Genomic DNA, 21,036 nt, shown 5'->3' with positions numbered 1-21,036 from the left:
CGGCGGCCAGGGCGCACAGGGCGTCGGTGTCGCGCGCGACCGCCTCCGCGCCGGCGTCGCGCCCGGCGAGGCCGCGCAGCGCAGCCGCGTGGCGCGCCAGCGCCGGGCGCAGCTCGGGTTCGGCGCAGGTCAGAGGATGCAACTCGCGACAGAGCGCATCCAATCGGTCGAGGGTGTCCAAACCGCTTCGTCCGTCCACGCCAGTGACCCTAACCCGCGGCGCCCGCCGGAAAACGGCCATCGCGCGGATCGCCCGGATTCAGCGCCCCGACGCCGGCCGGTAACGGGACAGCGGCAACATCCCCCGGGTGCACACGACCACCGCCGCGCCCCGGACGGACCCACCCGCGCCCCCGGCGGCGCAGCGGCCGGCGGGGGCGCGCCGGCCCGAGATCGACGGACTCCGCGCGGTCGCCGTGCTGCTGGTCGCCGCCTACCACGTGTGGCTGGGCCGGGTCTCCGGCGGCGTGGACGTCTTCCTCATGCTCACCGGGTTCCTCATCACCGGGTCGCTGGTGCGCGCCGTGGAGCGCGGCGACGGCATCCGGTTCGGCCGCTTCCTCGCCCGCCTGGCCGTCCGGCTGGTGCCGACGGCGGCGCTGGTCACCGCGGCGACCCTCGCCGCGACGCGGCTGCTGCTCCCCGCCGACCAGTGGCGGGCCGCCATCGAGCAGGGCACCGCTGCGCTGCTCTACCACCTGAACTGGCGCCTGGCCCTGGACTCCGTCGACTACCTGGCACGCGACGACGCCACGAGCCCGTTCCAGCACTTCTGGTCGCTGTCCATCCAGGGGCAGTTCTACCTGCTGTGGCCGGCGCTGATCGCCGCTGCGGCGTGGGCCGCGGCGCGGTGCGGGCGCAGCGTCCGCGCGGGTGCCGCCGCGGCGCTGGTGCTGGTCTTCGCCGGATCGCTCGCCTACTCGGTGGCGGTGACCCGCGCCGACCAGCCCTGGGCCTACTTCGACACCGGCGCCCGGCTGTGGGAGTTCGCCCTCGGCGGCCTCCTCGCGCTCGCCCTGCCCTTCCTGCGGCTGCCCCGCCGGGCGCGCGTCCTCCTCGGCTGGGCCGGGCTGGCGGCACTCGTGCTGTGCGGGCTGGTTCTGCAGGTCTCCACGGCCTTCCCCGGATTCATCGCGCTGTGGCCGACGCTGGCCGCTGCCGCGGTGATCGCGGCGGGCACCACCGGCCACCGCTTCGCCGCCGACCGGCTGCTGGTGCTGCGCCCCCTCGCCTACATCGGATCGATCTCCTACGCCCTCTACCTCTGGCACTGGCCGGTGCTCATCGTCGCGCTGCACCTGAGCGGGCAGACACTCGCCGACCCGCTGACCGGAGCCGCAGTCATCGCGGTGTCCCTGGCACTGGCCGCGGCCACCGCGCCGCTCGCCGACCGGATCGCCGGCGCCGCGCGCGGGTCGGCGGTGCGCAGCACCGCGCTCGCCCTGGCCTGCCTGCTGCCGGTGCTGCTCACCGCGGGCGCCTGGAGTGCCCGGCTGGACGCAGAAGAGCGCGCCCGCGACGCCCTGATCGGCGACCCCGACCGCTACCCGGGCGCGGCCGCGCTGGCCGGCGGCGCCGGAGCGGCCGCCGAGCTCCAGCCGGTCCTGCCCGCGCTCGCCGAGGCCGCCGACGACGTGCCGGCCACCTACGACGACGGCTGCAACCAGGAGACCGGCCCATCCGAGGTGCTGGTCTGCACCTACGGCGCAGACGACCCTGAGCGCACGATCGCCCTGGTCGGCGGGTCGCACGCCGCGCACTGGTTCCCCGCCCTGGAGGAGATCGCCGAGCGCCGCGACTGGCAGGTCACCACCCTGCTCAAGGGCGCCTGCCTGTTCACCGACGCACCCCAGACCTACAAGGGGTCGCCCTACACCTCGTGCGCCGAGTGGAACCGCGGCGCGATGGAGGAACTGGACCGGCTGCAGCCGGACGCGGTCTTCACCACCGGCACCACCACCAGCCTCGACACCTCGGCCGGGTTCGGCGAGGAGCAGGTCGTCGACGGCTACACCGAGCGGTGGGCCGAGCTCGGCGACCTCGGCGCGCAGGTCATCGCGGTGCGGGACACGCCGCGGCTGCCCGGCAGCGCTCCGGAGTGCCTGGCCGACGCCGGCGGCCCGGCGAGCGGCGGCGGGGAGATCGGAGCGCAGGCGCGGGCCGACTGCGGCGCACCCGCCGCGGACTCCCTGGCGGACCGGGACCCGCTCGCCTCGGCAGAGCTGCCCGGAAACGTCGTGCCGCTCGACATGACCGACCAGCTCTGCGCCGACGGCACCGGCGGAACCGGTGCGCACTGCCCGGCCGTGATCGGCAACGTGCTCGTGTACTGGGACTCCGCGCACATCTCCGCCTCCTACATGCGCACCATGGCGCCCGCACTGGAGCGCCGCATGGTGGCCGCCGCCGGCTGGTGAGCAGACGGCGGTGCGGCCGTGCGTGCCGCCGCTCGGCACGGCGGCGGGCGTGCGCCCGGTCGGCTGTGCCGGTGCCGGCCCGCGCGGCGCATCCGGGCCGCCCCGGATGCGGACCCGGCGGGTGCCGCCGCGGCCGTCTGGGCGCGCTTGCGCCGGTGTGCGCGCCGGCGCAGGACGCCCACGCTCCGGCCGGCCCGCAGCGGGTACCGCGGTGCGGGGCTGCGCCTGCGGCCGTGCCGCGCGCCCGGCGTCAGCGCTGGCCCGGGCGGCCGCGCAGCAGGCGCAGCGCCTTCTCCTTGTCGAAGTCCATCGCGCGAGCCGGCCGCGGCGCGAGCCGCCCCAGCCCTTCGCCGTAGGAGCGCACCGCCGCCATCGCCTCCGGCTCGGCCAGCACGCGAAGCGCGAACGCGAGCGCCGCGGGGCTCACGTCGTACCGCTGCTCCAGCTCCAGCCCCGCGGCAACGGTGCGCAGCTCGCGCGGTCCGAACCGGCGGTGCCGGTGGCCCCGCCCGGTCGGCCGCTCCTTCGTTGCGGGCAGCAGGCCGAGCGCCTCGCGGTAGCGCAGGCTCCGCGGCGTCACGCCCAGCCGGCTGGCCGCGTCAGAGATCGGCACCGCATCCGGGTGCGGTCGGGGCTCGTGCTCGCTGCTCGTCACGCCTCCCGACCCTAACCGGCGCGGCCACCGCTGCGGTCGAATCTGACACTGCAACGTCAATTTCGCTCGCCAGGGCGTGCCCGGAGCGGTACCGCGGTCCTACACTCGGTGGCGCATCCACCTGAGGAGTGAAGCCACGCATGTCTTTCGACTTCAAAGTCGCCGATCTGACCCTGGCCGACTTCGGCCGCAAGGAGATCACCCTCGCCGAGCACGAGATGCCCGGTCTCATGGCCCTTCGGGCCGAGTACGGCGAGAGCCAGCCCCTTCGGGGCGCCCGGATCATGGGGTCGCTGCACATGACCGTGCAGACGGCGGTCCTCATCGAGACCCTCACCGCCCTCGGCGCTGAGGTGCGGTGGGTCAGCTGCAACATCTTCTCCACCCAGGACCACGCGGCCGCGGCCGTCGTCGTCGGCAAGAACGGCACCCCCGACGCCCCCAAGGGCGTGCCGGTGTTCGCCTGGAAGGGCGAGACGCTCGAAGAGTACTGGTGGTGCACCGAGCAGGCGCTTACCTGGCCCGGCCAGGACGGCCCGAACATGATCCTGGACGACGGCGGCGACGCCACCATGCTCGTCCACAAGGGCCGCGAGTTCGAGCAGGCCGGCGCGGTGCCCGACCCCGCCACTGCGGACAGCGACGAGTTCAAGGTCGTCCTCACCCTGCTGCAGAAGAGCCTCTCCGAGTCCAAGGACAAGTGGACCAAGGCCGCCGCCGCCATCAAGGGCGTCTCCGAGGAGACCACCACCGGCGTGCACCGCCTCTACGAGATGGCGCGCGAGGACAAGCTCCTCTTCCCCGCGATCAACGTCAACGACTCGGTCACCAAGTCCAAGTTCGACAACAAGTACGGCATTCGCCACTCGCTGCCGGACGGCATCATGCGCGCCACCGACGTCATGATCGGCGGCAAGGTCGCGGTCGTCGCCGGCTACGGCGACGTCGGCAAGGGCTCCGCCGAGGCGCTGGCCGGCCAGGGTGCGCGGGTCATCGTCACCGAGGTCGACCCGATCAACGCCCTGCAGGCCGCCATGGACGGCTACGAGGTGACCACCCTCGAGGACGTCGTCGAGACCGCCGACATCTTCATCACCACCACCGGCAACTTCGACATCATCACCGCCGACCAGATGTCGCGGATGAAGCACCAGGCGATCGTCGGCAACGTCGGCCACTTCGACAACGAGATCGACATGGCCGGCCTGGAGAAGATCGCGGGCGTCGTCAAGGACGAGATCAAGCCCCAGGTGCACACCTGGACCTTCGCCGACGGCCACAACATCATCGTGCTGAGCGAGGGCCGCCTGCTCAACCTGGGCAACGCCACCGGCCACCCCAGCTTCGTGATGTCGAACAGCTTCACCAACCAGGTGCTCGCCCAGATCGAGCTGTTCGCCAAGACCGACGAGTACCCGATCGGCGTGTACGTGCTGCCGAAGCTGCTCGACGAGAAGGTGGCCCGCCTGCACCTGGACGCGCTCGGCGTCAAGCTCACCGAGCTCTCCAAGGAGCAGGCCGCCTACATCGGCGTGGACGTGGCCGGTCCCTACAAGCCCGACCACTACCGCTACTGATACCCGGCGACTGATCCGCTGAGGATGACACTCCCAGAGCACGACGTCGCGGACCTCGGCCTTGCACAGGCCGGGGTCCGCCGCGTCGAATGGGCCGAGCGGGCCATGCCCGCCCTGCGCCGCGTCCGCGAGCGCTTCGCCGCCGAGCAGCCGCTCGCCGGCGTCCGCGTCGCCGCCTGCATGCACGTGACCGCGGAGACCGCGAACGTGCTGCGCACCCTGACGGCCGGGGGCGCCGAAGTCGCCCTCGCCGCCTCCAACCCGGTGTCCACCCAGGACGACACGGCCGCGGCGCTCGTCGCCGAGTACGGCGTCTCCGTGTTCGCCCGCGCCGGTGTGGACCCCGAGACCTACGACCGCAACCTCGAGCGGGTGCTGCAGACCGGGCCGCAGCTGCTCTTCGACGACGGCTGCGACCTCGTCGAGATCGCCCATCTGCGCCGGCCCGACCTGCTCGCCGGCATCATCGGCGGCTGCGAGCAGACCACCACCGGCGTGATCCGGCTGCGCGGCATGACCGCCGAGGGCGCGCTGAAGCTGCCCATGGTGGCCGTGAACGACACCGCCACCAAGCGCATGTTCGACAACCGGTACGGCACCGGGCAGTCCACCATCGACGGCATCCTGCGGGCCACCAACACGATGCTGGCGGGCCGCACCGTCGTCGTCGCCGGCTTCGGCTACTGCGGCAGCGGGCTTGCCGAGCGGGCCCGCGGCATGGGCGCCCGGGTGGTCGTCACCGAGGTCGACGCCGTGACCGCGCTGGACGCCGTCATGCAGGGGTACACGGTGCTGCCGATGGCCGAGGCCGCCGCTGTCGCCGACGTCATGGTCACCGTGACCGGCAACCGCGACGTCGTCCGCGCCGAGCACATCGCCCGGCTGAAGGACGGCGCGGTACTCGCCAACGCCGGCCACTTCGACGTCGAGATCGACCTCGTCGCACTGGAGGACGCGGCCGTGGAGGTCCGGCCCGACGTGCGCCCGAGCGCCGACGAGTACGTGCTGGCCGACGGCCGACGCATCGTGCTGCTCGCCGAGGGCCGCCTGGTCAACCTCGGCGCCGCCGAGGGCCACCCGGCTGCGGTGATGGACATGTCCTTCTCCGGCCAGGCCCTCACCGCGGCCTGGCTCGCCGAGATCGGTCCCACCCTGGAGCCCGGCGTCCACGACGTGCCGCGCCGTATCGACACCCAGGTGGCCCGCCTCGAACTGGAGGCCCTCGGCGTCGCCATCGACCACCTCACCCCCCAGCAGGAGGACTACCTCAGCTCCTGGCGGGCCTGACCCCCTGCCGCCGGGGCGGAGCCGCTCAGCCCGCGGCCCCGCTCCGGGGCATGGCGGCTTCGCCGGCGGCCTTCCGCTCCGTCCCGCTGCTTCAGGACCGCTTTGCGGCCAGGGGACCTGCGGGGTTGCGGGGTGGGCTCACGGCATCAAGACAAGGACGGCTTCGCCGGCAGTCGGGCTGCTCTGGCCAACCGCTTCGGCATCAGTGTGTGCGGTCAGTGTTGGCGCTGGTCGCGGGGCGGGACTCACGGCATAAAGACTAGGGCGGCTTCGCCGACAGCCTTCCACTCTGTCCCGCTGCTGCTGGGACTGTGTGCAACCAGTGCTTCTGCTGTTCGCGGGGCGGGCCCGGGGGCTACCGAAGGCTCCCGCTTCTCTGCGGCCGGCCAACCGGTATTCAGTGCGTCGGACCAGCGGAAAAGCAGCAGCGACAACAGAGCCGGGCGGCGCCTCAGGCGGGCGGCCGGGCGGCGGGCTGATCGCGGAGCGAGGACAAGAGGACAAATGCCAAGAAAAAGGACACTGCAACAGGGGTCCTGCACGCCCCGCCCAAGCAAGCGCGGCCCGCTGCAGACCCTGCACGCAGAGCCCGCTTCCGCGTCCCGCGGACCTGTGCAGAACGCGAGGTTACGCAGCGTTGCGGTGTCTGATTCCCGCGGATTCAGCTTTTCCGCGACCTGGTCGGCGAAGAGGCGCGCGCCGTGGCGTCAGGATGCTCCGCTATGGGCGGTTTGAGGCAGGGGTGACCTCGCAACCCGCGGAAAAGGAACGCGCCGCGCTCTTTCGCGTGGGCCCCCGAACCGGACACCCGGACCCCGGCAGTGATCGACGCCCGGTTTCGCCCGATATGTCGCCACGCAGAGTGAGACTGACCCGGTGGGCGGGCCGCGGAACGGTCGCACCTCCCGGGTTATCCGAGCATCTGCCCTCGAAAAGGTGCCAGTCGTGGCGCCGATGGGGTGTTACCAAGGGTTCGCGAACCACCCGTGCTTCCCCGGCCCGCCGGCGGCCGACTCTCCAGCCTCTCTACTCACACCAGTCACACCCGCCCCACTCGCCCGCCCCGCGGCCCCGCCCTGTGGCAAACCCGCGCCCGGCCACCGCCCCGAGCTTCCGACCACTCTCGCCGTCGCTGCCGTTTTTCCGCTTGTCCGACGCACTGACCAACCCGCCACCCGGCCACCCCCGCGCGGGAGCCCGCAACCTCCCCCGCCCCTCCAGTCACACCAGCCCCGCGACCAGCCGCAAGCCGGCCGCCCACCCGCGGCCCCGGCCCCCTGAGCCGTCGCCGCCGCTTTGGCTTGTCCGACGCAATGAACACCGGAAAGTCGACTGCCGAGGTGCGGGAGCCTTCGGCCTGAACCGTGCCGCGCCCCTTGATCAGCAGCGCCATTCGCCGTATACCGGGCCCGAAGTGGTGGAATAGAGCAAAAGGTTGCCTGTAATGCCAGCACCCCACACCCGCGACCAACAGAATCACTGGTCACACAGCGAGCACAAAGCGGCGGGACAGAGCGAGAAGGCTCCCCGGCGAAGCCTCCGTTGCCCCTCGGCCCTGAGCCCCTGCCCCGTGGCTAGGGCAGCTGCGCGTCGTCTGGAGCGCTGCGGAGCTCCTCGCGGCGGCGGCGTTCAGCGAGCACCGCGGACAGGTACTCGGGCGGCGAGACACCGGGTGGCGGAGGCGGGCTGACCGAGCGGGCAACCTGGTCGGCGATGCCCACGCCCATCTCGTAGCGGGCCTGCTCGGAGAGCTCGCCGTAGCGCTGCACGTACTGGCGCGCCATGCCCGCAGTCTCGGCGGACAGCCCGGACAGCTCCGCGCCGGCCGCCCATCCGGCGAGCGCCTCCGGCATCTCGATGTCCGCGCCGCGGCCGCCCCGGCTCCGTTCCGAGACCACGACGGTGCCGGCCGCGAAGTCGCCTACCCGGCGGCCGTCGGAATTCAGCAGTGACGTGATCAGTGCGACCGCGCCCGAGGAGAGCCAGAACTCCACCACGCCGCAGAGCGCCCGGGCCAGTGCCTGGCGGAACTGCTCCGGTGAGCCGTCGGTGCCGACCACGCGCAGCCCCAGCGCGAACTTGCCGAGCGAGCGGCCGCGGGTGAGGGTTTCGAACGCGGTCGGGTAGCCGACCATGATCAGGGCGGTCATCCCGACCTGTACTGCGGCGGCGGCCGCCGCGTCGAGGCCGTTGGCGACTCCGGCCACCGCCAGCAGGGCGCCGACCATCAGTCCGCCCTGCACGAAGAGGTCGAGCAGGACCGCGAGCGAGCGCGTCGCGAACCCGGCGGGCCGCAGGTCGAGGACGACCGCGTCCCCGGTCACCAGCTCCGCGGGCCCCTCGTAGGACTCCTGGCCGGACTGGACCACCGCCGCCCCCTCGCTTCGTCGGATACGGGGCGAACCGCCCCGCTCTGCCAACTCTAGGGGCCCGACCGGAAGTTCCCCGTCTGCGGCGGCCCGCCGCTGGCCGCCTCCGGCCGCGCACGGGAGGGACCGGTAGGGTCGCGGCGTGGACATCGACGTATTCGCCGCCGTGCACCGGGACGAGTGGGACCGCCTCGAAAAGCTGGTCCGGCGCAGCCGGCGACTCAGCGGCGACGAGGTCGACGAGCTCGTCGACCTCTACCAGAAGGTGTCCACCCACCTTTCCCTGGTGCGCTCCTCCGGCGCCGACCCGGTCCTGACCGGGCGGCTCTCCGGGCTGGTCGCGCGGTCCCGCGCGGCCGTGATCGGCGCCGAGAGCTCGGCCTGGCGCGACATCGGCCGGTTCTTCACGGCGACCTTCCCGGCCGTCGTCTACCGCCTGCGCTGGTGGTGGATCGCCACGTCGCTGGGGACCGTCGCGTTCGCCACGGCCATCGGCGCCTGGATCGCCCTGAACCCCGGCGTCATGGCGGCCATGGGCACCCCGGAGTCGATCCGCGCCTACGTCGAGCACGACTTCGCCAACTACTACGTGGAGCACCCGGGCGCCTCCTTCGCGGCCCAGGTGTGGACCAACAACGCGTGGGCGGCCGCTCAGGCGCTGATCTTCGGCGTCTTCGGCGGCGTGCCGACGCTGTACGTGCTCGCCCTGAACGGCGCCAACCTCGGCGCGGCCGGCGGCATGATGGCCGCGCACGGCAAGGCCGACGTGTTCTTCGGCCTGATCATCCCGCACGGCCTGCTGGAGCTGACCGCGGTGTTCGTCGCCGCCGGCATCGGCCTCAAGCTCGGCTGGACCCTGGTGGCCCCCGGGCCGCGCACCCGCATCCAGGCCCTGGGCCGCGAAGCGCGCCCCGCTATGGCGGCCGCCCTCGGCCTCGTCGTCGTGCTCTTCATCTCCGGCCTGATCGAGGGCCTGGTCACCGGCTACGTCCACACCACGTGGCTGCGCATCGGCATCGGCATCGCGGCCGAAGCCCTCTTCCTCGCCTACGTCTTCACCCTCGGCCGCCGCGCCCACGCCGCCGGCGAACGCGGCGACATCGCCCACGCCCCCGAAGAGGCGCCGACGCTGGGGTAGGGCGGCAGGACGGCGCCTGCCCCCGGCCAGCGAAGAGCTTCGCCGGACGCCCTCGGCAAGAGCCGCTCGCGGATCAGCCGGAGTTCACTTCACCGCCGGAGTAGTGCTCGCGGCGCGGCTCGACGGGGACGCCGTTGAGGCGGTCGCGGGCCAGCAGCGTCTGCGGGTGGTCGGATCCCAGTATCCGCTCGCGGTTGCGGAGTACCCGCTCGAACGCGTTCCGGGCCAGCGAGATCCGGTCCTGGCGCAGAGCGAGCACCCCGAGCTTGTACAGCGAGTTTGTGGTGAGTCGGTCCCGCTCGCCGAGCAGCTCTGCCCGGGCCTCGTAGACGCGTATGAGCCACAGGTAGGCGTCGTTCAGGTCGCCCGCCCGCAGCGCCGCATAGCCCACCGCGTCCATCGACGCCAGGGTTTCCCGCGCGTGCGGCCCCTGCAGCCGCAGCCGCTCGTCGGCGATCGCGAGGTGCAGGCGTCGGGCCTCTGCCCAGGCACCGCGCAGCCCGGCCGCGATGGCGAGCTGGTGGCGGGTGTCCAGGGTCCGCGGATGCTCTGGCCCCAGCACGCGGAGCCGGTCGGCCAGCAGCACGCGGTACGCGTGTTCGGCTTCGTCGACGCGTTCTTGGAAGAGCCACGATTCGATCCGGAGGTGCCGCGCCTGGAGGGTGGTCCCGCTGTCGGGCCCCAGCGTTTCCCCAGCCAGCGCATGCAGCTCTCGGGCGCGGCCGTCGGCGTCGGCGAACCGGCCCAGCTGGATCAGCGAGCGGACCTCCGCGAGGCCAGCCTCGACGCGGAATTCGGCGTCGAGTCCGGGAAACCGCTCGGCCTGGGCGGCGACGGCGGTGCGGGCGTGCAGCTCGAACCGGGGGTCGCGGTCGCCGCTGGCGTCCAGTAGCCGCGCCGCCTCCCGCACCAGATCGGCGCCCTCAGAGTCGCCGTCGCCGCTGATCCCGGCGCGTGCCGACTCAGCGATGAGCGGGTGCAGGGCAAGCCCGCGGCCGTCCGGGTCGCTGGTGATGCGCAGAAGTCCGTGCACCGCGAGCGCGTTCGCGGCCCGCGCGAACCCTGCCGCGTCCACCGGACCTCCGGGGAGGGTGAGCACGCTGTCGGCCGACAGCGGGAGGCGCCACAGCGGCACTGGCCGCCCGCGCGGGCCGAGTAGCGACAGCAGCCGCAGTAGCGGGACCGCCTGCGGCTGCTCTTCGCCGACGAGCCGGAGCGACAGCTCCCATACCCCGGACAGCGTCCGCCGACTGTCGGCATGCTCGGGGCCGAGCGGCGCGGCCAGCCTGTCCAGCCGGGCGGCGTCGTCGCCGAGATGGGTGAGCAGCGCCTCCGCGTCGGGGAAGAGCAGCTGGTGGGTGGCGAGGATGCGCCCGGCCAGCGAGAGCGCGAGCGGCACGCCGCCTAGGCGCGCCGCGAGCTGCTCTGCTCCGGGGAGCCGGTCCGCGTCCGAGTCGTCGGGGATCGCGGCGCCGGCGTGGTCGGCGAGCGCTGCGGCGGCGTCGCCGGGAGCGAGCACGCCGAGCCGGTGGACAGCGGCGGGCGCCCACAGCGCGGCGTCGTCAACGCGACTGGTGACCAGCGTGAACCCGCCCGGACTCGACCGCACCCAGCCGCGCTGCTCGCCAGGGCGGTGGTCGGGGTCGAGTTCGGTAGGGCGGTCGGCGCCGTCGAGTACCAGCAGCCACGGCTCATCGGTGCGGTCGAAGCGGCGCCACACCCAGCGGGCGGCAGCGCGCGGCGAGCGGGCGACCTCTTCGGCCTCGGCACGGGACCCGCCAAGCTCAACGGCGGCTTCCAGCATGCCCGGCAGCAGCGTGTCCGAGTGCACCCAGAACACGGTCCACCCCAGCGACCGCGCGTGCTCGGCCAGCGCAGCCGCGGCGGTGCTCTTGCCGAACCCGCCCGGCCCGGTCAGCACATGCACCGGCGCGCCGGCCCGCAACTCGCCGCGCAGCGCGCCCAGCAACTCCTCGCGCCCCCGGACGGGCATGCCAGGCAGCGGCGGATCGAGTGCAACGTCGGCTGCCTCCGGCACCTCCGGCGCGTACACGTGCACGTCGCCATGCACGTCGCCCGCCTGCACCAGCGCGCCATACACGTCGCCCGCCCTGTTCCCAGCGGACCGCGGGGGGATGTCCATCCGAGCAGCATGCCATGCGTGTGCGGGCCCAGGATCGGCTGCTGTATAGGGGGAGGGCGGCTTTGCCGACGGTCTTGCCTGCTCTGCCCTGCCGCTTGAGGAGCGCCGTGTGACCAGTGATTCTGCTGGTCGCGGGGTTGGGGGCGGCTGGGGACGAGGGCTCTCGCGCCTCTGCAGCTGGCTGCCCGACGATCAGTGCGTCGGACAAGCGGAGAAGCGGCGGCGACGGCGCGGCCGGGCAGAGGCCCGGGTGGGTCGGCCGGGTGGCGGCAGGCCGTGGCGCGGGCTCACGCATTACAGCAAGGGCGGCTTAGCCGGCAGACATTTCCGCTCTGTCCCGCCGCTTCGGGAGCGGTGCGCAACCAGTGATTCTGCTGGTCTCGGAGTTGGGGTGGCTGGGGACGAGGGCTCCCGCTTCTCTATCGCTGGCTTCCTGGTGTTTAGTGCGTCGGACCAGCGAAAAATGCGGCGGCGACGGCGAGAGGGTGCCCGGAGCCTCGGGTCGGCGGCCGGGTGGCGGCTGGTCGCGGGGCTGGGGTGACCGGAGCGGCGAGGGAGGTTGCGGGCTCCCGCTCGTGGGCGGCCGGGTGGCGGGTTAGTCAGTGCGTCGGACCAGCTAAGGACGGCAGCGACGGCGCGGGGGGCCGGGGCCTCGGGTGGGTGGCCGGGCGCGGGCTGGCTACAGGGCGGGGCCGCGGGGCTGCTCGCAGGGCGCGGAGCGGGCGCGTGGGGCGGGTGTGACTGGTGTGAATAGCGGGGCTGGAGAGTCGGCCGTCGGCGGGCCGGGGAAGCACGGGTGGTTCGCGAACCCTTGGTAACACCTCACCGGCGCCACGACTGGCACCTTTTCAGCGGTAAATGCGCGCGGAATCGGGATGCGTGGCCCTTCCTCGGCCGATCCGCCGGGCCATTTTCACTCTGCGTGGTGACATAGGGGGCGAAACCGGGCAACGGTCATCGACGGGGCGCGGGCGTCCGGCTTGGGGACCCACGCGCAGAAGCGCGGCGCGTTCCTTTCCGCGGGGTGGTGAAATCTCCCCTTCCTCAAATTGCCCAGAGCGGGGCATCCTGACGCCGCAACTCGCGCGTTTTCGCCGATCGGGCCGCGGAAAAGGTGGGTGCGCGGGAATCAGACATCACCACACTGAGTGACCCCGCGTTGTGCAGTTCAGCGTGGTGTGCAATCGAGCTCTCCGCAGGGCCTAGAGGAGGGAGGAGTTCTTCTGCTTGGGCGGGGCGTGCAGGGGCCCCGTCATAGTGTCCGTCTTCTTGTCATTTGTTCCCCGCTCTCGCTTCGCGCCCACCCAGGCGGCCGAGCGTCGGTTGGTCGCGAGACTGGTGTGACTACAGGGGCGGATGAACCCGAAGGCTCCCGCACCTCGGCAGTCGACTTTCCGGTGTTCATTGCGTCGGACAAGCCAAAGCGGCGGCGACGGCGAAGGTGGCCGGAAGCTCGGGGCAGCGGCCGGGCGCGGGCTGGCTACAGGGCGGGGCCGCGGGGCTGATCGCGGGGCGCGCGAGGGGCGCGTGGGGCGCGCGCGGGGCGGGTGTGACTGGTGTGAATAGCGGAGCTGCAGGGTCGGCGGCTGGTGGGCCGAGTGCGGGCGGGTATTTCGCGAACCCCGGGTAACACCCCATCGGCGCCACGACTCCCACCTTTTCAGCGGTAAATGCGCGCGGAATCGGGATGCGTGGCCCTTCCTCGGCCGATCCGCCGGGCCATTTTCACTCTGCGTGGCGACATAGGGGGCGAAACCGGGCAACGGTCATCGACGGGGCGCGGGTGTCCGGCTTGGGGACCCACGCGCAGAAGCGCGGCGCGTTCCTTTTCGCGGGGTGCTGAGATCACTGCTGTCTCAAATCGCCCAAATCGGGGCAGTGCGAGGCCGCCACTCGCGCGTTTTCGCCGATCGGGCCGCGGAAAAGGCGGGTGCGCGGGAAGCGGACACCGCGACGCTACGTGACCTCGTGTTTGTGCAGGTCAGTGCGGCGCGATATCGGGGTCTGCGTGCAGGGCCTGCAGGGGGCCGCGCTTGCTTGGGCGGGGCATGCGGGGCCCCTGTTGCAGTGTCCTTTTTCTTGGCATTTGCCCCCCCGTCCCCGCTCCGCGATCAGCCCGCCGCCCGGCCGACCAGCCCGAGCCCCCTGCCCAGGCTCGCCGTTGCTGCCGCTTTCCGCTGGTCCGACGCAATGAACACCGGTTGGGCGGCCGCAGGGAAGCGGGAGCCTACGGCGCCAGCCGCTCCCCACGAACAACAGGAACCCTCTCCGCACACGAGCCCCGAACCGGTGGGACAGAGCGGAAAGGCTGCCGGCGAAGCCGCCCATGTCTGTCTTGGCTGCACCTCATCCCGCGACCGGCAGCACTGCTGACCGCATACCGAGCCCGAACCCGTGGGACAGAGCGAAGACTGCCGCCGCAGCCGCCCCCTGCCCCTCTTACAACCGTCCCTGGGCCTTCAAGGCGATGTAGGCGTCCGCCAGGGCCGGAGCGATGTGTTCGGGGGTGGCGTCGACGACTTCGACGCCGCGGCGGCGGAGTTCGGCGGTGATGCGGTGGCGGTCGGAGAGGGAGCGTTCAGCGGCGGCGGCGCGGTAGACGGAACGGGCGTCGTGGCGCTCCGCGGCCATGGACTCGACGGAGGGGTCGCGCACCGCGGCGACGAGGACCAAGTGGCGGGAGGTCAGCGCGGACAGCCGGGGGAGCAGCCCTTCTTCCAGAGCGGTTGCGTTGAGGTCGGTCAGCAGCACGACGAGCTTCCTCGACCGGTCGCGTCCGCCGAGGACCGCCGCCACCATGCCCGCAGGGTCCGACTCGACCAGGGACGGTTCGAGCGGTGCCAGCGCCTCCACGATCGGCGGCAGTGTCGTGGCGCGGCCGCCCGTGCGGACCTGCGCCCGCACGGCACGGTCGTAGGCCAGCAGGTCGACCCGGTCACCCGCCTTCGCCGCCAGCGCCGCCAGGAGCAGCGCGGCGTCCATCGAGTGGTCGAGCCGCGGCGTATCACCGACCCGGCCCGCCGAGGTGCGGCCGGTGTCCAGCACCACCAGCAGGCGCCGGTCGCGCTCCGGCCGCCAGGTCCGGACCACCACGGTGTCCCGGCGCGCGGTGGCGCGCCAGTCGATCGACCGGACGTCGTCGCCGGACACGTATTCGCGCAGCGAGTCGAACTCGCTGCCCTGGCCGCGCACCAGAGCGCTCTGCCGGCCGTCCAGTTCGCGCAGGCGCGCGAGCTTGTCCGGCAGGTGCCGGCGGCTGTGGAACGGCGGCAGGACCCGCACGGTCCACGGCGCGCTGTGCACCGCCTGCCGCGCGGCGAGCCCGAGCGGCCCGATCAGCCGCACCGTCACACCGGCCGAGGCGTGGTCGCCGCGCCGCTGCGGGTGCAGCACCGTCGTCAGCCGTACCCGGTCGCCGGCGGGCACGTCGATCCGGTGCCGCGCCGGTTCGGCGCCGCTGCTCGGCGCCCAGGCGTCCCGCACCAGGCCGCGCAGCCGCCGCCCGGACGGTGCCGCGGCGATGAGCTCGACCGGCGCCTCTTCGCCGAGCCGGACGGAGTCCTCGCCGGAGCGCTCCAGCACGATGCCCCGCGCGCTCGGTGCCAGCAGCAGGTCGGCGGCGATGAGCAGCAGCACCGCGCCGACCGCCGCGGCCGCGAACGCCCAGGTGCCCAGCGCTCCGGAGGCCAGCACGACGGCGGCCGCGGCGAACGCCGCCAGCACGGCGCGCCCGGTGATCGCCATGAGAGTCCGTCCCTTCGGGTCGTGGGAATGCCCGGCGGCGCCGGACGCAGTCCGGAGCCGCCGCCTCCGTGGCCGGAACCGGACACGTCGGCCCTGGCCGCCCGGCGGCCGCTCCGCTCCGTAGCTGCCGCGGCGCGAGGGAAGAAGGCCGCAGCGGGGCCTGCGCCCCGCAAGGCCGCAGCGGGGCCTGCGCCCCGCAGCGCCCGCCGCCCGCGGCTAGCGCGGCACCGGCACCGCATTCAGCACGCCGTCGAGCACGCCGTCGGCCGAGGCGCCCTCCAGCTCGGCCTCCGGGCGCAGCGCCACCCGGTGCCGCAGCGTGCCCTTGGCCAGCGCCTTCACGTCGTCGGGCGTGACGTAGTTCCTACCCGTGAGCCACGCCCAGGCCCTACTGGTGCGCAGCAGCGCCGTTGCACCGCGGGGCGAAGCGCCGAGCTGCAGCGAGGGCGACTGCCGCGTGGCGCGGCACAGGTCCACGATGTAGCCGAGGACGTCGGGGGAGACGCGCACCTCGGCTGCTGCCTGGCGCGCGGCCTGGAGTTCCGCGGCGCCCGCCACCGGCCGTACGCCGGCCGCGGCCAGGTCGGAGGGGTCGAACCCGCCGGCGTGCCGGGTGAGTACGTCGAGCTCCGCGTCGCGCTCGGGCAGCGGCACGACGAGCTTCAGCAGGAACCGGTCGAGCTGCGCCTCCGGCAGCGTGTAGGTGCCCTCGTACTCGATCGGGTTCTGGGTGGCGGCCACCAGGAACGGGTCGGGCAGCGGCAGCGCCGAGCCTTCGACCGTCACCTGCCGCTCCTCCATCGCCTCCAGCAGCGCCGCCTGCGTCTTGGGCGGCGTCCGGTTGATCTCGTCGGCGAGGAAGACACTGGTGAAGACCGGTCCGGCGTGGAATTCGAACCGGCCGGAGGCGGCATCGTAGATCTGCGACCCGGTGACATCGCCCGGCATCAGGTCCGGCGTGAACTGGGTGCGCTTGTGGTCCAGTGCGAGCGCCGCGGACAGCGCACGCACCAGCAGCGTCTTGGCGACGCCGGGAACACCCTCGAGCAGCACGTGGCCGCGGCACAGCAGCGCCACCACCAGGCCGGTCACCGCCTCGTCCTGCCCGACGACGGCCTTGGCCACCTCCGCGCGGACGGCGCTGAGCGCCTCGCGCGCCTGCTCGGCGCTCGGCAGCGTCGTACCGGTCACATGTCGGCTCACCGGATACCTCCGTGCTGGTCGGCCGCGCCCGGCGCGGCAGGTCGTGGGGTGGTGCGGGTGCGGGGCGCCCGGAAGCGGCCGCTGGGCGGGGTCACTGGAGCTTCTCCTCCAGCCGGTCGAGCTCGTCAGCGAGGGCGACCAGGTCGGAGTCGCCGGCGATGTCGGAGCCGTCGGGCCGGAGCGGGCCCCCGGGCGCACTGCCCGGCGCACCGGGGGCGGGGCGCGGTCCGTACAGGAGCGTCCGGATGCGCTCCGGTTCGCCGCCGGTGCGGTCCGCGACGGCCGCGGCGACCTCGTCCGGCCCGGCCTGCGCGGTGAGCCCGAGGCGGGGCCGGATGCGGTCAGCGGTAGCGGTGCGCAGGGCGGCGGCCGCCGGGCCCCGCGCGCGGCGCCCGGCGTAGAGGCGCGCGCGGCCCTCGGTGGTCTCCGCGGCGCGGACGACCACGGGCAGCCGCTCCTGGACGAGCGGGCCGAGGCGCCGCCCCTGCTGGAAGGCGAGCAGCAGCAGCGCTGCGCCGAGCGGTACCAGGGCCGACTTGAGCTGCTGGGGGAGCAGGTCGGTGAGGCTCTTCTCCCCGCCGACCGCGGGCACGTCGGGCATGATCCACACGGTGCGCTCCGCTTCCGCCGCGCCTCCGCCGCTGCGCAGCAGGTTGAGGAGGAGGGCGGCGTTGCCTTCGCGGGCGAGGTAGGCGTTGGTGAACGGGTCCGGGGTGCCGATCACGGTGGTGGGCGCACCGTTGCCGCGCTCGGCGGTGAGCACGGCGTGGCCGTTGTCCCCGGGGTAGCAGGCCGCCACCGGGTCGTCGCCGGTGTAGGTCTCGCCGCCGGTGCGGGCGGCGCCGGCGGCCTCCGCGGCGGGGGCAGAGCAGCGGGGCTCCCGGGTGCCGTCGCCGGTGTTCCCGGCGACCTCGGTGCCCGGCGCGAGTGCGTCGAGCGCGGGCCCGGTGGGCTGCACGACGACGAGGTGCGCGCCGGTTGCGGCGAGGCGGTCGAGTTCGCCGGCGGAGAGCCGGTGGGTCGCGGACAGCACCGCGGAGTCGCCGGCCCCGAGGGTGTCCGCTGCCGCCTCGGACGACCGCTCGACGTCCACACTGCCGCCGGCCTCGCCGATGACGTTGACCAGGGCGCTCGCCCCGTCGGGCTCGGTGCTCTCCGGCTCGAGCGGCCCGCTGCGCTCGGGGCGGGCGCCGAGCGACACGGCCAGGGCCACCAGCACCAGCACCGCGCCGACGAGGGCAACGGCCCGGTACCGGCGCCACAGGTCGCCGAGGCCGGGGGTGACCGCGCTGCCGGTTCCGGCAGCGCGGTCCGGCGGTCCGGGCGGCGGGGCAGGGGCGAGTGCGGTCACCGGCCGATCTCCCATCCTCCGGATCGCTGAGCGCCGCCGGACGGCGTATCCGCACCGGCCTCCTGCGCGGGGCGGGCCGCGGCGAGCGCGCTGTCGAGGTCGCGGAAGTCCGCGGAGTCGTCCGCGGTGGCGGCTCGGCCGCCGTAGACGGCGCCGTTGAACACGTCGGCGGCGCGGCCGAGGGCGGCTCCGTGCTCGGGGAGCGCGGCCGCGGCGTCGGCGGCAAGCTCGGAGGCGGTGCGCCCGGCCCGGGGCCGGATGACGGCCCGCCGCTCGAGGTCGAGCGCGATCGCGCGGAGCCGCTCCCGCACGGCCGCGGTGTGGTCGCCGTCCGCGGCCGCCTGCTCCGCAGCGGTGCGGTGGTCGTCCGCGGTCATCGCGGCGGAGCCGGCGAACAGGTCGCCGCTGCGCCGGTGGGCGCGGCCCGGCCGCGCGCGCACGGCGAGCAGCACCGCGGCCAGCACCAGCAGGACCAGCAGCGGAGCCAGCGTCCACCAGCCGCCGGGCATGCCGCCCGCGGCCCGGCCGAGCAGCTCGGCGAGGTACTCCTGCACGGCGTCCCAGATCCGCTGAAGCAGGCCGGGCTCGCTCTCCGCGTAGGCGGAGTCGGCGAGCTCCTCGCGTGCGAGGCGGGCTCCCTCGCCCCGGGAGACCTCGGCTGCCGCGGCGGCAGCGGGGATCACAGGTGGCCCCCGGCAGGGCCGGGAGCGTTCGGCTGCGGCCACTGCGGCGTGTCAGCAGCGGGCGGCGGCGCCGCACTGCCGTACGCCGGCAGGTAGACCTCGGGGCCGACCGGGGAGCCGGACTGCGCAGCCTGGCGCAGCCGCAGGTCCAGCGCTTCGCGGCGCATCCGGAGGTCGACGTAGAGCAGGCCCGACACCCCGCTGGAGAAGGGGTAGGTGATCATCATCGCGACGGCCGTGCCGAGGAACAGCGTGGCCGCGTACAGCACCGCAGCGAGCTGCGGTTCGGGCACCGCGACCGACCCGACCAGGCCGATCAGCGAGAACGGCGTGCTCAGGACCTGGCTGACCAGCGAGGTGATGACCATGGTGAGCAGGAGGATGCCGAGGAGCCGCCAGAACGAGCCCCGGGACAGCCGCCACGAGCGGGCCAGCGCCGCGCCGCCCGAGACGCCCTCCAGCACCGCCGCCGGGACGGCCAGCGCGATCCGCACGTTGACGAAGACCGCGAGCACGGCCACGGCGAGCGGCGCGCTGATGGCGACCAGCACGCCCAGCCAGAGCAGCGAGTCGCTGAACACGACCGAGAGCGCGATTCCGCCGGCCATCCCCCCGATGCCGAGGACGAAGAGGCCGGCGTTGACGGCCGACATCAGCAGGACGGCGCCGAGAACGGCCCCCAGGCGGGGGCGCACCAGGGCGAAGGCTTCGCTGAAGCCGAGCTTGCGGCCGAGTACGGCCATGCCGATGATCCCGGCCAGCAGACCGGAGAGCAGGGCGCCGGCGGCGAACTGCACCAGGATCGAAGCGCCGAGCATCACCAGGGCCTCGACCGGGAAGATCTCGTTGAACTCGGGCGGGGGCACGGGCTCTCCGCCCGTCGCGGCGTCCTCCAGGGTGAGGAGGCTGTTGAACATCGACCCGGTGCCCAGCGCGGGCAGCAGCGACGCGATGGCTCCGATCAGCGCCGCGAAGCCCAGCACGGCCTTGGGGTTGCCGCGGATGTAGGAGAAGGCGCCGTTGAGGATGTCGCCGAGGGTGAGCGGGCGCAGCGGCACCACACCGGGGCGCGGTGGCGGGGGCGTCCCCCAGGGCGGGCCCGGGTAGCCGCCCGGAGCTCCCTGCCAGCCCTGCCCCTGCTGCCACCCCGAGGCACCGGCGCCGGGCTGCTGCCAGCTGCCGCCGCCTTGTCCGGGCGCCCAGCCGGGGCCGGCTCCGCTGCCGGCTCCGGGCGCGCTCCAGCCCTGGTCGAAGCCGCTTCCCGGGGCGGCCCACGCCGCGCGCTCGCCGGCCCGGTCGTCCGGACTGCCGGAGTGGCCGCCCGTGCCGCCGGAGCCCGCCCCGGGCACCGCCCAGCCGGCGTCGCCCGCCGGCGGGTCGTCCGGACGTCCGTGCTCCTGCGCCATGGTGCTCCTCCGGGTCGTTGCCTGGCCCGCGTGGGAATGCCCACGCTATGCCAGATCAGTGCATGGGCGGGCGTTCGGGGCGGGCGGCCGCGGAGGTGCGCACCGGTCCGCGGCGCTCGGCCCGCTCGTTCGGGTCGTTCGTTTTGTATGCTTTCGGTTATCTCCCGACCAAGTCACGCGCGCCGCGGGCGACCAGCGGCATCCATCGCCGAAACCCCGCCGCGAGTGGCGGGGGATGGCAAGGTGGGGTGGGACTACGGCTCCCGCCAGGGACCCCGGCAGATGTGACCGCTGTTCGCCGCACAAGTGTCCAGAAAGGAGAAGGTGCCGGGTTCTGCGCCCTGAAGCGGGGCGCCGTGGACCGGGCGCCGGATGCATTGATGAAGGGACGCGTACTGGTCGTCGACGACGACCCCGCACTCGCCGAGATGCTGGGCATTGTGCTCAGAGGCGAAGGGTTCGAGCCCACGTTCGTGCACGACGGGGACAAGGCCCTGGACGCCTTCCGGGAGACCAAGCCGGACCTGGTGCTCCTCGATCTCATGCTGCCGGGCACCGATGGCATCGACGTCTGCCGGCAGATCCGCGCCGAGTCGGGCGTGCCCATCGTGATGCTCACCGCCAAGGGCGACACCATCGACGTCGTGCTGGGCCTGGAGTCCGGTGCCGACGACTACGTGGTCAAGCCGTTCAAGCCCAAGGAGCTCGTGGCGCGGCTGCGGGTGCGGCTGCGCCGCACCGAGGAGCCCGCCCCCGAGGTGCTGCAGATCGGCGACATCACCATCGACGTCGCCGGCCACTCGGTGCGCCGCGACGGCGAGCAGATCAGCCTCACCCCGCTCGAGTTCGACCTGCTGGTGGCGCTGGCCCGCAAGCCGCGCCAGGTGTTCACCCGCGAGGTGCTCCTGGAGCAGGTGTGGGGCTACCGGCACGCCGCCGACACCCGCCTGGTCAACGTCCACGTGCAGCGCCTGCGCGCGAAGATCGAGAAGGACCCGGAGCACCCCGAGGTCGTGGTGACCGTGCGCGGTGTCGGCTACAAGGCCGGCACGGTCTGAGGACA

At 73.7% G+C, this 21,036-nt stretch carries 14 protein-coding genes; 5 read left to right on the top strand and 9 right to left on the bottom strand.

The genetic code is table 11. The features are described 5' to 3' along the window. A partial coding sequence (locus ACYVGT_RS15405; protein WP_460858694.1) for a hypothetical protein occupies nucleotides 1-199 on the bottom strand: 199 nt, incomplete at its 3' end. Nucleotides 200-308: 109 nt separating this feature from the next. On the opposite strand from ACYVGT_RS15405, the gene ACYVGT_RS15400 reads away from it, so the two are divergent. Further along, complete coding sequence (locus ACYVGT_RS15400; RefSeq protein ID WP_460858692.1) at nucleotides 309-2,417, top strand: acyltransferase family protein; 2,109 nt, start codon at nucleotides 309-311, stop codon at nucleotides 2,415-2,417. A gap of 250 nt (nucleotides 2,418-2,667) precedes the next feature. On the opposite strand, the gene ACYVGT_RS15395 is transcribed toward ACYVGT_RS15400, so the two are convergent. After that, a complete protein-coding gene (locus tag ACYVGT_RS15395) occupies nucleotides 2,668-3,072 on the bottom strand; it encodes a MerR family transcriptional regulator (RefSeq protein WP_460858690.1) in 405 nt (134 codons plus the stop codon). A gap of 140 nt (nucleotides 3,073-3,212) precedes the next feature. Here ACYVGT_RS15395 and ahcY (ACYVGT_RS15390) point away from each other — a divergent pair, with 140 nt between their 5' ends. Together ahcY (ACYVGT_RS15390) and ahcY (ACYVGT_RS15385) are read left to right on the top strand one after the other, a co-directional pair. Beyond that, nucleotides 3,213-4,649 (top strand): adenosylhomocysteinase, encoded by a 1,437-nt coding sequence (gene ahcY / locus ACYVGT_RS15390; RefSeq protein ID WP_460858688.1) that lies wholly within the window; start codon nucleotides 3,213-3,215, stop codon nucleotides 4,647-4,649. A gap of 24 nt (nucleotides 4,650-4,673) precedes the next feature. After that, a complete protein-coding gene (gene ahcY, locus ACYVGT_RS15385; RefSeq protein ID WP_460858686.1) occupies nucleotides 4,674-5,936 on the top strand; it encodes an adenosylhomocysteinase in 1,263 nt (420 codons plus the stop codon). Between the two features lie 1,574 nt (nucleotides 5,937-7,510). Here ahcY (ACYVGT_RS15385) and ACYVGT_RS15380 read toward each other — a convergent pair. Continuing rightward, nucleotides 7,511-8,305, bottom strand: coding sequence for an RDD family protein (locus tag ACYVGT_RS15380; RefSeq protein ID WP_460858683.1), 795 nt, complete (start codon nucleotides 8,303-8,305; stop codon nucleotides 7,511-7,513). Nucleotides 8,306-8,447: 142 nt separating this feature from the next. On the opposite strand from ACYVGT_RS15380, the gene ACYVGT_RS15375 reads away from it, so the two are divergent. Then, nucleotides 8,448-9,443 carry a stage II sporulation protein M gene (locus ACYVGT_RS15375; protein ID WP_460858681.1) on the top strand — a complete coding sequence of 332 codons (996 nt, stop codon included), beginning with the start codon at nucleotides 8,448-8,450 and terminating at the stop codon, nucleotides 9,441-9,443. 73 nt (nucleotides 9,444-9,516) lie between these two features. Here the strand turns inward: ACYVGT_RS15375 and ACYVGT_RS15370 are convergent, their stop codons facing one another. The 6 genes from ACYVGT_RS15370 to ACYVGT_RS15345 form a co-directional block, all read right to left on the bottom strand. Next, nucleotides 9,517-11,586, bottom strand: coding sequence for a tetratricopeptide repeat protein (locus ACYVGT_RS15370; protein ID WP_460858678.1), 2,070 nt, complete (start codon nucleotides 11,584-11,586; stop codon nucleotides 9,517-9,519). A gap of 2,439 nt (nucleotides 11,587-14,025) precedes the next feature. Then, nucleotides 14,026-15,330 carry a DUF58 domain-containing protein gene (locus ACYVGT_RS15365; RefSeq protein ID WP_460858676.1) on the bottom strand — a complete coding sequence of 435 codons (1,305 nt, stop codon included), beginning with the start codon at nucleotides 15,328-15,330 and terminating at the stop codon, nucleotides 14,026-14,028. A gap of 216 nt (nucleotides 15,331-15,546) precedes the next feature. Continuing rightward, on the bottom strand, nucleotides 15,547-16,533 hold the full coding sequence (locus tag ACYVGT_RS15360; protein WP_460858673.1) for an AAA family ATPase: 987 nt from the start codon (nucleotides 16,531-16,533) through the stop codon (nucleotides 15,547-15,549). A gap of 91 nt (nucleotides 16,534-16,624) precedes the next feature. Next, nucleotides 16,625-17,884 carry a DUF4350 domain-containing protein gene (locus ACYVGT_RS15355; protein ID WP_460858671.1) on the bottom strand — a complete coding sequence of 420 codons (1,260 nt, stop codon included), beginning with the start codon at nucleotides 17,882-17,884 and terminating at the stop codon, nucleotides 16,625-16,627. Further along, complete coding sequence (locus tag ACYVGT_RS15350; protein ID WP_460858669.1) at nucleotides 17,881-18,567, bottom strand: DUF4129 domain-containing protein; 687 nt, start codon at nucleotides 18,565-18,567, stop codon at nucleotides 17,881-17,883. Before ACYVGT_RS15350 ends, ACYVGT_RS15355 begins: the two co-directional genes overlap by 4 nt. Next, nucleotides 18,564-19,973 (bottom strand): glycerophosphoryl diester phosphodiesterase membrane domain-containing protein, encoded by a 1,410-nt coding sequence (locus ACYVGT_RS15345; protein WP_460858667.1) that lies wholly within the window; start codon nucleotides 19,971-19,973, stop codon nucleotides 18,564-18,566. Before ACYVGT_RS15345 ends, ACYVGT_RS15350 begins: the two co-directional genes overlap by 4 nt. A 380-nt stretch (nucleotides 19,974-20,353) precedes the next feature. Here ACYVGT_RS15345 and mtrA point away from each other — a divergent pair, with 380 nt between their 5' ends. Further along, complete coding sequence (gene mtrA / locus ACYVGT_RS15340) at nucleotides 20,354-21,031, top strand: MtrAB system response regulator MtrA (protein ID WP_460858665.1); 678 nt, start codon at nucleotides 20,354-20,356, stop codon at nucleotides 21,029-21,031. Nucleotides 21,032-21,036: the final 5 nt, after the last annotated feature.

It is taken from the genome of Nocardiopsis coralliicola (assembly GCF_054779695.1).
Note: the sequence above shows the minus strand (reverse complement) of the source record. Positions and strands in the feature narration are given on the sequence as shown.

Coding starts and splice junctions, on each gene's coding strand:
- ACYVGT_RS15365 (WP_460858676.1), bottom strand. CDS start 15,330: ATGGCGATCACCGGGCGCGCCGTGCTGGCGGCGTTCGCCGCGGCCGCC.
- ahcY (WP_460858686.1), top strand. CDS start 4,674: ATGACACTCCCAGAGCACGACGTCGCGGACCTCGGCCTTGCACAGGCC.
- ACYVGT_RS15345 (WP_460858667.1), bottom strand. CDS start 19,973: ATGGCGCAGGAGCACGGACGTCCGGACGACCCGCCGGCGGGCGACGCC.
- mtrA (WP_460858665.1), top strand. CDS start 20,354: ATGAAGGGACGCGTACTGGTCGTCGACGACGACCCCGCACTCGCCGAG.
- ahcY (WP_460858688.1), top strand. CDS start 3,213: ATGTCTTTCGACTTCAAAGTCGCCGATCTGACCCTGGCCGACTTCGGC.
- ACYVGT_RS15370 (WP_460858678.1), bottom strand. CDS start 11,586: ATGGACATCCCCCCGCGGTCCGCTGGGAACAGGGCGGGCGACGTGTAT.